Below are 13,846 nucleotides of genomic sequence, written 5' to 3'. Positions count from 1 at the left end.
TTAAGGAACGTAATGGAGAGGAGGGACTTTGATGGAATGTCCAAAATGTCATCGGCAACAATCAAAAGTTGTTGATTCGAGACCTGCTGAGGATGGGACTTCAATTCGTCGTCGACGTGAATGCATAGCGTGTGGCTTTCGCTTTAATACTTATGAGCGAATAGAAAGAACGCCATTATTAGTTGTAAAGCGAGATGGAACACGTGAGGAATTTAATCGAGATAAGCTTCTACGAGGAATTGTACGTGCGGCTGAAAAGAGACCTATCTCCAGAGAGCAGATGGAAGAATTAGTATCTAAGGTTGAGAGCCAAATGAGAGAAACCTGTGACCAAGAAATACCGAGTAAACAAATTGGAGAGTTTGTGATGCCTTTGCTAATGGAACTAGATGAGGTTGCTTATATTCGATTTGCAAGTGTTTATCGAGAGTTTCAATCGAGAGAGATGTTTATTAAGGAGCTAGAGGCTTTAGATCAGAAAAACCCGACCAGTTATATAACTAAATCAAAGTCAGACAAAGATGACAGTACAGATTAATCCTTACCAGCCTTTTCAAGTTAGAATTTGTCATGTTTTAACAACAGTCCAATTACAGATCTTAACTCAATTATATCAACCGATTGTGGGAACAGAAAGTTTAGGTTTATATTTAACGTTGATTAATCAACCACTTGAGGAGGGCTATTGGAGCTATAGACAGATGCACTCTCGACTTGTATTAGCGATGAATATTGGAATTAAGGATATCGATGAGGCGCGTCAACAACTTGAAGCTGTGGGTTTAATTAAAACCTATCGCGACAAAGCTTCTCATGAAAGTTATCAAAGGCAGACCTTGATTTATGATATACAGGCTCCATTAACGGCAGAGGGATTTTTTAAACATCCACAATTGTCGACCGTTTTATTCTATCAAATTGGAGATGAAGCCTATTATTCCTTAATTAAAAATTGGCGACAAGAGGAATTAGACCTAAGTCATCTAAGTGAGATAAGCCAGCCATTTACAGCGGTTTATAGTGATATGAATTTGTCCGTTCGTCGACAGGAATTGATGGAAGCGATTGAAGGCATTCAATTTAAAGAGTCAGTAAATCCAAATCAAGAAATGGTGGATCTAGAAACGATTGATTTTAATTTTGATCTTTATTTTCAAATTCTTCAGTCGGATAATGTGGACATCAATACCATGAGTCATGGAATTCTAGAACAGGTTGCAATGATAGGTCATTATTTTCAATTAGATGAACAGGCAATGGCCCAAGTCACAAAGTTAGCACAAAATGCGCTAACTGGACAGATTGATATAGGGAATTTGCGTACATATGCCCAAAAATATCAGTATTTTTCTCCTAGAAAGCAAGGGGTTGAACCCCAGCAGCTAGAATCAAATCAGTCACATGACGCAGACACTCTTCGTAAAGAAGAATTATCTAACCAATATCCTCATTTTACGAATGAAGAACTGGATATTGTGATCATTTGTGAAGGATTAGAACCGGCTAACTTTTTGCAACAAATGAAGGAGAGTACGGGAGGGTTTGTGACGAGTGAGGAACAGTTTTATTTGAGGGATTTATCTCAACGCTCGAAGTTATCGGATGCTGTACTGAATATGTTGATTTATTACCTGATTGTTTTTCGGAGAAGACCTACTTTTGAGAAGGGCTTTTCTAGTCGTACGGCTAATGAATGGCAACAACAAAATATTAAGGACCCAGCCCAAGCCTTAGACTATTTATTAACTCAAAAACAAATGAAAGAAAAACAAAGTGAAATGCGTAATAAGCAAATTCAGCAGAAAAGTTCATGGTCACAGACAAAAGCTAAGTCACGGAGACAGGAAACGATCCCTTCTTGGCTAAAAGAACAGTCTACTTCTGAAGGAGAACGGACAGATCAGATAGAAAGTTTGGCTGAGAAAGACCAACAGGCTGATCCGCAGAGTGAAGATGCTTTACGTCAAAGACTTAGACAAGTATTGAAAAAGGATGTGAATTAGCATGCAAACATTGGGGTCAATCCTAAAAAAAATTGAGAAAAGGTTACCTCAAGCAGGCACCAGTAAAGAAATGAATCGGCAGATTTTGGCGTACCCTGCTATTCAACAATTCATTCATGATCACCAAGACAGTTTGTCTGTTGAAATGATTTCGAATAGTATGTCGAAGCTTAATGAGTTTATGCGAGAGAAAGAAGCGATTGATAGGGGCGAATTAGGGCAAAATCCAGGTTTTAAACCCGAACTTTTTATTAATTATAACTACATCGATGTCACCTATGTTCCAACACAGGAATATTTAGAAAGTGAAAAAATCCGTCATTATCAGTCTCTTATTGACAATCGGATGATGTCTGAAGATGTTAAGCAGGCTCAATTGGATCAATATGATCTTTCAACCATTGAGAGACGACAATTAATGGAGGAGATTTCTGAATTTTTAGAAGCGGTTCAGATTAAACTTCAATATGCACGAGGCATGTATATTTCGGGCCCTTTTGGTGTGGGCAAAACCTATTTATTAGGGGCCTTGGCTAATGGTCTAGCTGCTATGGGAATTGCTGTGACAATGATTCATTACCCAACTTTTGCATCGGAATTAAAGTCATTAATTGGCCAAGATAGTCGCTTGTTTGATACCGTTTCTAAAATTAAACAGGTTTCAGTCTTGATTATAGACGATATTGGGGCTGAATCTAATTCTGCTTGGTTACGAGATGATGTATTAGGTGTTATTTTAGAACATCGTATGAAGGAATCTTTACCGACTTTTTTTACATCTAATTTTTCAATGCGGGAATTAGAAATGCATCTGTCCTCAATCCGAGATGCTGATGAACCAATGAAAGCGAAACGAATTATGGAAAGAGTCCGTTATCTTGCTAAAGAAAAAACTTTAAGTGGGCAGAATCGACGGTTGGCTAATCGCCAATGAGGAGGAGAAGATGAATAATAGAAAATTTGATCCAGAAGTTTTGGTGAGTGAAAGACGTTTTATTGTGACGGTTTTATTTATTGCGTTGTTGATCCAGATAGTAGTGGCTTTCTTATATTATTTCAAAGAGGCTCAAGTAGCCTTACTATTTCCAATGATTTTAGCAATTTTAGTAACTTTTGTTGGATTAGTTAGAGTTTGGAATTTTGGTAAGTAAAACTTGCTTTTTAGATTGATTGATGATTAAATAAGAATTAGAATTGAAAATATTAGTATAGAAAAGAGCACAATAACAATTCCCTCATCTATAGAGAGAGACTGTATGGTGGAAAGTCTTGATGATAATTGCTTATTACCACTTTTTGTTATTCTCTTCCTAAACACTTTATGTGTAGTAAGTTGAGACGTTTGAGGCGTTAACTCGTTGAGATTATTGTTTGTCAATAATAAAATTGGGTGGAACCACGTAAATGATGACGTCCCATTGATTACAACCTGTGATCAATGGGATTTTTTGTATTTTTAAGGAGGAAAAATCATGATAAAATTGACGATGCCTGATGGGAATGTGAGAGAGTATTCAGTAGGGGTGACCCCTGATCAAATTGCAGAGTCCATTTCAAAGTCTCTTGCAAAAGCAACTTTAGCTGGAAAGTTAAATGGCGAATTAATTGATCATAATCGCCCTATTGAAGAAGATGGAACAATTGAAATTATTACTGATAAAAGTGAAGAAGCTTTGGAAATTATGCGTCATTCCGCTGCCCATTTAATGGCTCATGCAATGACTCGATTATATCCTGGTATTCATTTTGGAGTGGGGCCAGCGATTGAAACAGGCTTTTATTACGATACTGATAAAGAAGAACAAGTAACAGAAGAAGATTTACCTAAAATTGAAAAAGAAATGAAAAAAATAATTGCTGCTAATTATCCGATTGAAAGACGAGTGGTCTCGCGGGAGGAAGCGTTAGAAATCTTCAAGGATGATCCTTATAAGCAAGAACTGATCAACGATTTGCCAGCAAATGAGACCATTACAGTATATACTCAAGAAGATTTTACAGATTTATGCCGTGGTATACATCTCCCATCTACTGGTAAGATCAAGGTTTTTAAATTATTATCATTGGCTGGAGCGTATTGGAGAGGTAATTCCAACAATAAAATGATGCAAAGGGTCTACGGAACAGCTTTTTTCAAACAAGCTGAATTAGATGAGTTTTTACGTTTAAGAGAAGAAGCAAAGGAAAGAGACCATCGTAAACTGGGGAAAGAACTTGGAATCTTTATGATAAGTCAAGAAGCAGGTTCAGGACTTCCTTTTTGGTTACCAAATGGGGCGACTATTCGACGAGTGATCGAACGCTATATTGTGGACAAAGAAATTGATTTAGGTTATCAGCACGTGTATACTCCGATCATGGCAAAACATGATCTTTATAAAACTTCTGGACATTGGGACCATTACCAAGATGATATGTTTCCTCCGATGGATATGGGAGACGGTGAAATGTTAGTATTGCGGCCTATGAATTGTCCGCACCACATGTTGATCTATAAAGACGAGATTCACTCTTATCGTGAATTACCGATTCGAATTGCTGAGCTCGGTATGATGCACCGTTATGAAAAGTCCGGGGCTTTATCAGGCTTACAGAGGGTTCGCGAGATGACACTTAATGATGCTCATATTTTTGTAAGACCTGACCAGATTAAGGATGAATTTAAGCGTGTACTTAACTTAATAGCAGAAGTGTATGAAGATTTCGGAATTACAGATTATCGCTACCGTTTATCATATCGCGATCCTAACGATACTGAAAAATACTTTGACGATGATGAAATGTGGGAAAAAGCTCAAAGAATGCTTAAAGAGGCAATGGATGAGCTTGGATTAGAGTATTTTGAAGCTGATGGAGAGGCTGCTTTTTATGGCCCTAAGGTAGATGTGCAGTTTAAAACAGCGATTGGCTTGGAAGAAACAATGTCTACTGTTCAATTAGATTTCTTATTGCCGGAGCGTTTTGACCTAACTTTTGTGGGAGAAGACGGTCAGAATGATCATCGTCCAGTCGTGATTCACCGAGGGGTTGTTTCAACGATGGAACGCTTTGTAGCATTTCTAATAGAAGAATACAAAGGTGCATTTCCAACATGGCTGGCTCCTGTGCAGGTTGTTTTAATACCGGTTAATATAGAGGCGCATGGGGATAAAGTAGAAGAAATTTATCAAGAATTAAGATCTCATGGCATTAGAGCAGAGATGGATTTAAGAAATGAAAAATTAGGTTATAAGATTCGTTCAGCACAGACATCTAAAGTACCGTATCAATTAGTTATCGGTGACCAAGAAGTTGAGTCTGGAAACGTTAATGTTCGTCGCTATAGTGAAGATAGTACTGATTCTCTTTCTTTAGAACAATTTATTAATGATTTAAAAAAGGATATTAATCGAAAGAGTAGAATTCAATAATAAAGTAAAATAAAAACTTCCAGTTTAACTGGAAGTTTTTGTGTTTGTTGTTTAATTGAACCACTTAAAAATGCGACCAAAGAAATTGGTGATTGGATTATTTCGTTGATTAGTATTTTTATTTGTTTCATCTTGGCTCTCATCTTGTGTTTCATCCCCAGATTCAGAAGCTTCTTCAGACAACATCTCAGCTTGTCGCTGCTCTTGAGTGGGTTTAGTGTTGGTAGGAAGTACTTCGTTTTTATATAAATCTGGATATTCTAGTAAGCCATCTAATAGAATTTCGATATCCCAATAGGAGGTAGTTTCTACTCCATCTTCCCTGGGAAAGACTCCCATGGCAACGGCTATGATTTCGCGTCCATTCTCTTCACCAGTAGCCACAAAGTTTTTACCAGCAGCATCGGTAGAGCCAGATTTAAGTCCATTAATGCCGTCTCTCCCATGAGCTTGACCTGGTAAAAGTTGATTAGAATTTGTGAAAGTCATTTCCTGATCGGTTCCTTTTTTAAAAATATACTCCATTTCAGAAGTGATTTCTAAAATTTCAGGGTACTCAGTAATAATATTTTGAGCAACCAAGGCGATATCTTGAGCAGACATAGTATTTTCATTGGTCTTATTAGAACCGGGCATCCACCAGTCTTCAGGTAAGTATAAATTTGGAACTCCTGAAGTTGTATAGAATTTGAAGTCCATAAATCCCCATTGGTGGAGCTGATCAATAATAGCCTGGGTTCCTTCTTGTTCAGAGCCGTATAAGTGCCACATTAGGACAGAAGTTGCATCATTTCCTGATACCATCATTACTCCATATAAGAGATCTTTGACTGTGTATTTTTCACCAGCTACAAGAAATGCACTTGAAAGTTCTAAATTATCTGAAAGAACATCTGTTATTTCAGCGGGAGCTTCGATTTCGGTATCCCAATCTATTTTACCTTCATCAATAGCTTTAAGAACAAGATAGGCAGACATGATTTTTGACATCGAAGCAATAGGGTATGGAACATTGGATTGCCTCTCTGCCAAAATGCGATTAGTTTCACCGTCGACCACTACAAAGGATCTGGCATCGACGTTTTCGTCAAAAAACTTACTGAGATCATTTGGATAATCCTCTGGCATAGGGAGTGGTTCATATTCTACCATTTCATTAACATCTAATGAAAGATTTGGAGATTTAGATAAGTTTTCTTCATCAACTTGCGCCATAGCAGTGAGAGGATAAGTTAAACTCAAGCAAAGGACTAGTATAAGGCATAGTTGATTTTTCCATTTAAGCTTTAAGCCTGTTGGCTTCGCCATTTAATTGGCCCCCTTTTGATATCTACATAAAAATTTTAGGCAAATAAAGCCTTTGCCTAATAAACTATTCTTTATTATAACGAATCATTAAGGATTTTCCAATCTCTTTAGCAAATTTTCAAAAAGTCCATAGAATATTCATAATTTTAAGAGTCTGTTAGAATGGAAAATAAAGAAGGAGGGAAAAAATGGTAAAAGTTTTATTTTTCTGTTTAGGTAACATTTGTCGTTCTCCAATGGCTGAAGCTGTTTTTCGCAACTTGCTTAAGGAGGAAGAGATAGAGGAACATTTTTATGTTGATTCAGCTGGAACTTCTGATGAGGAAGCTGGAAATCCTGTCCATCCCGGAACGAAAGAACGATTAGCTAGGGAAGGGATTGGCGTTGAAGGGATATATAGTCGTCCTTTGCAAGAAAGTGATTTATCGTTTGATTATATCATTGGGATGGATGCGTCCAATATGAGAAATTTCAAGCGGTTTGACCAGGGGAGAAGTAAGGCAAAAATTGCTAAATTATTATCTTTTGCTGGAGAAGAAAGCGATATTGCGGATCCTTGGTATACGGGAGATTTTGAACAAACTTATCAGGATGTTTATCGTGGATGTCAAGCTTTATTAGAGGAGATAAAAAAGAAAGAAAATATCGTAGGCAAGCATGAATAGTGCTTGCCTATGATCTTGTTAAAAAAGATCTAAATCATTGTAAATGTTATAGCGATATTGAAGGATTGCTTTTTGAATGTTTTCCATAACGGTAAGGGAAGGAAAATTGTGATAGCAGATGACTTTTTTATTTTTTATTTTATCTACTGTAAAATTTGTGATAATAATATCTGCATCAACATTTTCGAGGTCATTATGATTAAGCTCTTTCGATTTATAAGAGACGATTTGGACCATATTACCAAAATGCACTTCAATGATATCTCGAATTAAATGTTCATGGAAGAAATCATATTTGCTTAAAATTAGCAATTTGGGCTTAGAAGTTTTTTGGATAAAGTTGTTAAATAAAGAGGGCCAATGAGTATATAAAACATAGACCAGATAATTGATCAGCCTTTTTTGGGGTTCAATGCCAGAAACTTCTAGATAACGGACGAGATATTGTTCTACTTGTTTAAAGAAAATGGGATAAATAGCGGCCGCACTGTTTTTAAAACGTGATTTCATATCAATCAGAAGAGGATAATAACCTAAGGTATACCCTTGCATTCTAGCTGCATTGTGTAAAGATAAAATTAGGAGATCTGATTGTTCTAATGTTAAGTCAAAATCTTTAGATAAATCTTGCGTTAGTTTCTGAAGTGATTGATAAGAGTTAGCGAAACGTTCTTCGTTTTGTAATTCTTCATATGACAGAGCCACTCCAACATGTAAGTAATTATAGAAAATTTGCATAATCGTTCTCTCGTCCAGCGTTAGGTCGAATCTTTCCTCGTAATCAGCGAGTGTTTTCGCAAAGTGTTTATTTTTAATGAGTGCTTGATAAAGGTGGTGCCGATCAGGAAAGATGAGTTTATCTGAAACGAAATTTCCTTGTTGAATTCGAGTAATATTAACGGTTACCAGAATGGCTATTTGGCGTTTTTGAGCAAAAGAATATTGAGAGTTGATCAAATTCATGGGTACAGAAATAAATTGGTTAATAATATTTCTTTCTAGATGAAAAAATGGCCACTCAGTTACCAAGGCTGAAAAATTGAAAAATTCGGCGTAAAAGTTACGAATTTTCACTTCATTTCCGATAAGGGTAACGGGATTAGTAGTGATTGAAATAGCATAATTTTTTTCCAGCTCCGATTTAATCGTTTGTATCATTCGATAAATAGTAGAAGAGCTGGTGTATAGGACTTCTGCGAGTTCTTCAATTGTTTGACGAGGATAGTAGAAAATATATTCAAGCAACCGAAATGGGGTAGCTTCAGACATGTAATGAGCAAACAAATGTTCAAAAGAAATATTGGGTTCAAAGCATGCAAGTGCACCATTACTGGTAATGTGGATTTTTAAAAATTCAGAAAATTTATTATTGAAATGGTTTAAATCTTCTTTAATAATAGGAGATGAACAATCAATAACTTTTTGAATCTGTTTGAATGAAAGCCATTCTTGATTTTGATAGAGAAATTTGATTAATTCTAATTGTCGTCTTTGTTGTTTATTAAATAAGTTTTCCATAATTTTCTCCTAAGTCAGCCAGCTGATCTGGTGTGATAATTAACGAAAATAAAATTTAAGATTAAACTTTACACGTGTTTTATCCGCTAAAATATTTTAACACAATATAGTATAAAAATCTTTGCTTTTATTAAAAAAGGGGCAATAATGAGACGCAATAAATTCATAATGAAAATAAAGGGTTTTGAAGGATACTTGAATTTTTATCTATAAAGTATTATTGTATCGTTAGCACTAAACTTACTGAATGACCACAATTGTATGGTAAAAGAGAATCATCTATCTTTTAGCATTAATAAATATTATTATTTGATTTTTGGGAGTTGGCAAATGAAACGAGCCTTAAATTTTTTTCGAGAAGATGGGGATGAGATGACTTTATTTTCAATCATCAGCCTGTCCATTTTGTTGCCGGTCTATATCTGTGGCCCTGTTACTTTGATCGTGATGATTATATTGGCTTATCGGCATAGAAGTAGCTTAAAAGAAGACGTTCAAGAATTAGGTTGGTTATCAATTTTTGCTTTTTATACTTTTGTCATCGCGATATCCTTTAGAAATTATATGGGGGCGATGATAGCGATCGTGATCTTTTTGTATGCTCTCTTATTTTTATATTATAAAAGGTATGTCACGGTTCGCCAGTATTTATTAAACTTGAAAATATTTGTCTGGGGGAGTATTCCTTTGGCTTTATTATCCTATTTCAAGTATACAAAAGATGTTTTGAGTCAAGGTTATGATTTGTTGTATATTTTTAAATATCATAATCCACAGACACGCGCGGAAGCAACGCTGTTTAATCCCAATTATTATGGCTTGTTTATTGCGATGGTCATTGTGATCGCTATTTATCTGTTATATAAATATGATTCAAAGAGAGTCAAGTTACTTTCTTTGTTAGCCATTTTTATGAATTTATTAGCTTTAATTTTAACTGGATCAAGGTGGTCGATCCCAACCGTCGTTGTGGGAATGGTCACTATGGTGTTTTTCCTGAAACCTAAAATTGCTTGGATTTTGGGTTTCATTATGGCAATGGCTATTGCTATGCTTGTTATCAAGCCTGATCTACTCCCTCGTTTTACCACGCTAGCTTATGGCTTTTCAGATCGTTTTGCTATTTGGGAAATTGGGTGGAAGTTATTTATAACAAGTCCGATTGTTGGGAGAGGCCCTTTTACTTTTGTTAATTTTTATTATTTATTTGCTGACCGAGGGAAGATGCATGCCCACCAATTGCTGATTGATACGATGGCGAATTATGGTTTAGTGGGTCTGATCATTTTGATAATGGCATTTACTCATTATTTTAGAATTTTAAGTCATCATCTTTTGCGTCAAGATATTAGGCCTGAAATAGGATTAGTAGTAGCAACCTTTGCCACCGTCCTTTTTCATGGTTTAATGGATGTAGGGGTTTTCTGGGTACAGATGGGCTATATGTTTTTAGCCATTGTTGTCATCACGCCTAATATGTTAGAAGAAATATCAAAAACAACCGCCAAATAAATTAATTGGCGGTTGTTTTTGATTTAACTGTTCTTGCTCTCTTGATAATGATACCATTCATTTACTCGTAGATTTAAGTCTCCCATAAAGGAGTCGATCATGCCTAAGCTACGTGACATTAAAACAAGGGTATAGACGGGTTCTCCATTCTCGAAATAAATGCCTGTGTCATGGTAGCCTTCTTCATATTGCCCATATTTAGTGGCCATTCCTTCGTCAACATGGAGACGAAAGCGTATATTGGGTTGGGCCATTCCCATATAGGCTACTAATTTTTCATATTTAGGATCCGTGGCGACTTGTTTCAGTATTTCGTTTAGAGATCGAGGGGATCCGTAATTGAGATTATAAATTTCATCTGAAACCTGACTAATTCCCGATTTTTCAATGAGTGCATGTTGGAAACTGCCGTAATTATTAGAATAGTAATTGATCAGTGTATTCCAAGCAGTATTATCTGAAAAGACGATTGAATTATAAATAAGATCTTCTAAACTATAGGAAGATTCGAATGGATTATTAGTGATATTACCCGCTCCTTCCTCATAGTAGTCCTCGGAAAAGGGAATTTGACTGTCCCATGACAGTTCTCCAGATTCAATGAGATCGATGAACATGGCAGCTGACCCCACTTTATTAGTAGAAGCAGCATGAATGATCCAATCAGGATTGAGTTCAAAGTTTTCGTCGGTAACGAAATTTGAATACATGATTCCTAATTGATCGGAGGGAAATTTATACTCACGAATGAGGTCCTGAATAACTTCGTCAATACTTGCATATTGACTATAATCTATCCCTGATTGATTATTTTGTGTTTCATCACTAACAGTAAAGGAGTTGCTTTCAGATTCTTGAGAATCAGCTAACAGTACATCTAAATCAATTTCGGAAACCTGTTGAACAGGACTTAGATTCACAAGTTGATCATCTTGTGATTGGTTGTTGTTTTCGAGCTGTTGATCAGGTTCTTGAGAATGTTGTTCGGATGTTTCAGGCTGAGAATTGTCACATGCTACTAAAAGTAAGCTACTAGATAGTAACAAAAAGAAAGGCTTTCTTAACATTGAAAAACTCCTATATTATTAATGAGATTTGCATCTTCTGTATTATAACATTTTCTGAAAAAGAAAGTCTTAAAAAATGATAAAAAATTATGCTTGAAATTATTTTTTTGATGTGTTATTGTTTATGAGTTGAGATAACAAGTAGAGACGACCGTTTCTCGCCGGGCATTAGTGTGCAGGGCTAATAGTTTTATCGAGCTCATTTTTAGTGTGCTCATAGAATTAAGAGGTGGCGCGTCTATAATAGATGGGCTGTTTTTGTTTATACTTGGAACTCATAAATACTATGGAGGTGGACTCATATCGCTAAAGAAGCATTGATTAATGGAGAGATCCGCGCAAAAGAATTGCGTGTGATTGGTGATAATGGAGAACAAATTGGAGTGAAATCGCTGCAGGATGCCTTAACAATTGCTGAGTCTTTTGATTTAGACCTGGTCCTCGTATCGCCACAAGCCAAACCACCGGTAGCTCGGATTATGGATTATGGGAAATATCGTTACGAGATGCAGAAGAAAGAAAAAGAACAGCGTAAGAACACAAAAGTCATGAACGTTAAAGAGGTACGGCTGAGTCCTTCAATTGATGATCATGATTATCAAACGAAATTACGTCAAGCAATTAAATTTTTAGAAAAAGGCGATAAAGTGAAAGCGAGCATCCGTTTTAGAGGTCGGTCGATTACTCATAAGGATCTAGGACGTGATGTTCTAGAAGACTTTATTGAAGATACAAAAGAGGTAGCGACAGTCGAATCTAAACCTAAGATGGAAGGTCGCAGTATGTTTATTATGCTAGCACCTTTATCAGATGCAAAATAATTAAGATTAAAACTAGGAGGATTATTATGCCAAAACAAAAAACTCACCGTGGATTAGCTAAACGTGTTAAAAAGACAGCTTCTGGAAAATTGAAAAGATCTCACGCATTTACATCTCACCGTTTTCACGGGAAAACTAAGAAACAAAGACGTCAATTAAGCAAATCAGGCTTAGTTTCTGCATCAGATATGAAACGTATTAAGCAACAAATAGCAAGCTTATAGGGAATAAGGGAGGAAGAAAAATATGGCACGTGTAAAAGGTGGATATGTAACTCGTCAACGTCGTAAACGTACATTAAAATTAGCCAAAGGTTATTACGGAGCAAAATCAAAATTATTTAAAACTGCTAAGCAACAAGTAATGAAATCTTATATGTATGCTTATCGGGACCGTCGTCAAACTAAACGTAATTTCCGTCGCCTATGGATTACTCGTATTAATGCAGCTGCTCGTCAAAACGGTATGAGCTATTCTGTATTGATGAATGGTTTGAAAAAAGCAGGTGTAGAAGTAAATCGTAAAATGTTGGCAGATATTGCGGTTAATGATACAGCAGCATTTGAGGCGTTAGTTGATGAAGCCAAAAAGGCTTTAGCATAATTATAAAGATGGATAAGAATAGATGGGGATAACCCTGTCTGTTCTTTTTTTATGGGGAGAAAGAATTCAAAAGTCAAAAACTCAGCCATTTTTAGCGAGAAAATGACTGAGTTTAGAAAAATTATTTTTTTCGGATGATATTAAGTTCAACGGGAGATGCTTGTTTTTTATGGTGCAATTTTTGGCATTGATTTTCTAACATTTCATCTAGTAAATCTAGGATTTCATCATAAGTAAAGCTGCCTTCGACAATAATTCCATCTCGGTCTTGCATAGAATCAAAGATTACTAAGGATGGAGTGATTTTGACGCCCATGCTATGAGCAATTTTTAGGTCATTTAAGTAGAGATCTCTTACATAATCAGATTGGAGATCGTCGATAAAAAGATCGATATCTAATTTTGCTTCTTCAGCAACATCAATAATAAAATCATTATCAAAAAGATGCAAATCAGTTTGAATTTTTTGCTGAAAATCAGTAAGGAAACGCCTGCCGCGTTTTTTCCCCTGCATACTCGCGGCTTTGAACGCAAGTGAAGCACGATAAAGCATCGTATAAATTTCATTTCTTAAGGTCAAGTTTGACTGATGGATGCCCATCCTTGCCATAAAATCATTTAATATATATTCATTGTGGATACAGAGGATATTAATTTCTACTCTTGAAGAGATGAGTTCTTTTGCTTGAGCAATTTCTTGTTCAGAATAGTAACATTTACGTCCCAACGGATTGACAAATAAAAAAAAATCAAAAAATTTTGCTTGACCATTAATTTGATAGTCAATTAGGTATCGTCCCATTACTATCCCTCCTTTATATAGTGATTGTACATATTTTTACTCAATATTATCCTACCACAAATAGAGACATGCTAATAATAATTTGCTTGAAGTATGACAATTATTCCACTCAAACATATAGTCTCCTATAAATGGAG

General features: G+C 35.9%; 14 protein-coding genes. 10 read left to right on the top strand and 4 right to left on the bottom strand.

The features are described from left to right. Nucleotides 1–31: 31 nt before the first annotated feature. From nrdR to thrS, 5 genes are all read left to right on the top strand, one after another. Entirely contained in the window at nt 32–538 is a 507-nt protein-coding gene (gene nrdR, locus HZY91_RS07525) for a transcriptional regulator NrdR (RefSeq protein ID WP_197115667.1), read from the top strand. Then, entirely contained in the window at nt 522–2,003 is a 1,482-nt protein-coding gene (locus HZY91_RS07520; RefSeq protein WP_197115666.1) for a DnaD domain protein, read from the top strand. Before nrdR ends, HZY91_RS07520 begins: the two co-directional genes overlap by 17 nt. A 1-nt stretch (nt 2,004) precedes the next feature. Next, complete coding sequence (gene dnaI, locus HZY91_RS07515; protein WP_197115665.1) at nt 2,005–2,937, top strand: primosomal protein DnaI; 933 nt, start codon at nt 2,005–2,007, stop codon at nt 2,935–2,937. A gap of 10 nt (nt 2,938–2,947) precedes the next feature. After that, nucleotides 2,948–3,154, top strand: a complete 207-nt coding sequence (locus HZY91_RS07510) for a hypothetical protein (RefSeq protein WP_197115664.1) — start codon at nt 2,948–2,950, stop codon at nt 3,152–3,154. Between the two features lie 321 nt (nt 3,155–3,475). Next, the gene (gene thrS, locus HZY91_RS07505) at nt 3,476–5,413 is read left to right on the top strand and encodes a threonine--tRNA ligase (RefSeq protein WP_197115663.1); all 1,938 of its coding nucleotides are present in this window, start codon (nt 3,476–3,478) and stop codon (nt 5,411–5,413) included. A 51-nt stretch (nt 5,414–5,464) separates the two neighbouring features. Here thrS and HZY91_RS07500 read toward each other — a convergent pair whose 3' ends face one another. Continuing rightward, the gene (locus tag HZY91_RS07500) at nt 5,465–6,721 is read right to left on the bottom strand and encodes a D-alanyl-D-alanine carboxypeptidase family protein (protein ID WP_197115662.1); all 1,257 of its coding nucleotides are present in this window, start codon (nt 6,719–6,721) and stop codon (nt 5,465–5,467) included. Nucleotides 6,722–6,909: 188 nt separating this feature from the next. On the opposite strand from HZY91_RS07500, the gene HZY91_RS07495 reads away from it, so the two are divergent. Next, entirely contained in the window at nt 6,910–7,386 is a 477-nt protein-coding gene (locus HZY91_RS07495) for a low molecular weight protein-tyrosine-phosphatase (protein ID WP_197115661.1), read from the top strand. Nucleotides 7,387–7,404: 18 nt separating this feature from the next. On the opposite strand, the gene HZY91_RS07490 is transcribed toward HZY91_RS07495, so the two are convergent. After that, nucleotides 7,405–8,904: an AcpB/EbpR/MafR family transcriptional regulator gene (locus HZY91_RS07490; protein WP_197115660.1), complete on the bottom strand. Its 1,500-nt coding sequence runs from the start codon at nt 8,902–8,904 to the stop codon at nt 7,405–7,407. A gap of 330 nt (nt 8,905–9,234) precedes the next feature. Between HZY91_RS07490 and HZY91_RS07485 the strand changes: the two genes are divergently transcribed. Next, a complete protein-coding gene (locus HZY91_RS07485) occupies nt 9,235–10,416 on the top strand; it encodes an O-antigen ligase family protein (protein ID WP_197115659.1) in 1,182 nt (393 codons plus the stop codon). A gap of 23 nt (nt 10,417–10,439) precedes the next feature. On the opposite strand, the gene HZY91_RS07480 is transcribed toward HZY91_RS07485, so the two are convergent. After that, nucleotides 10,440–11,483, bottom strand: coding sequence for a serine hydrolase (locus HZY91_RS07480; protein WP_197115658.1), 1,044 nt, complete (start codon nt 11,481–11,483; stop codon nt 10,440–10,442). Between the two features lie 317 nt (nt 11,484–11,800). Between HZY91_RS07480 and infC the strand changes: the two genes are divergently transcribed. From infC to rplT, 3 genes are read left to right on the top strand one after another with little or no spacing between them, the layout of a single operon-like run. Then, complete coding sequence (infC, locus tag HZY91_RS07475; protein WP_218957775.1) at nt 11,801–12,304, top strand: translation initiation factor IF-3; 504 nt, start codon at nt 11,801–11,803, stop codon at nt 12,302–12,304. Nucleotides 12,305–12,330: 26 nt separating this feature from the next. After that, on the top strand, nt 12,331–12,528 hold the full coding sequence (gene rpmI / locus HZY91_RS07470; RefSeq protein ID WP_197115657.1) for a 50S ribosomal protein L35: 198 nt from the start codon (nt 12,331–12,333) through the stop codon (nt 12,526–12,528). Between the two features lie 22 nt (nt 12,529–12,550). Next, complete coding sequence (rplT, locus tag HZY91_RS07465; RefSeq protein WP_197115656.1) at nt 12,551–12,907, top strand: 50S ribosomal protein L20; 357 nt, start codon at nt 12,551–12,553, stop codon at nt 12,905–12,907. 121 nt (nt 12,908–13,028) lie between these two features. Here the strand turns inward: rplT and HZY91_RS07460 are convergent, their stop codons facing one another. Further along, the gene (locus HZY91_RS07460; RefSeq protein WP_197115655.1) at nt 13,029–13,709 is read right to left on the bottom strand and encodes a DsbA family protein; all 681 of its coding nucleotides are present in this window, start codon (nt 13,707–13,709) and stop codon (nt 13,029–13,031) included. Between the last annotated feature and the right edge of the window lie 137 nt (nt 13,710–13,846).

It is taken from the genome of Facklamia lactis, assembly GCF_015863205.1.
Lineage (GTDB): Bacteria > Bacillota > Bacilli > Lactobacillales > Aerococcaceae > Facklamia > Facklamia lactis.
This window is presented reverse-complemented; position numbering and strand designations above follow the sequence as displayed.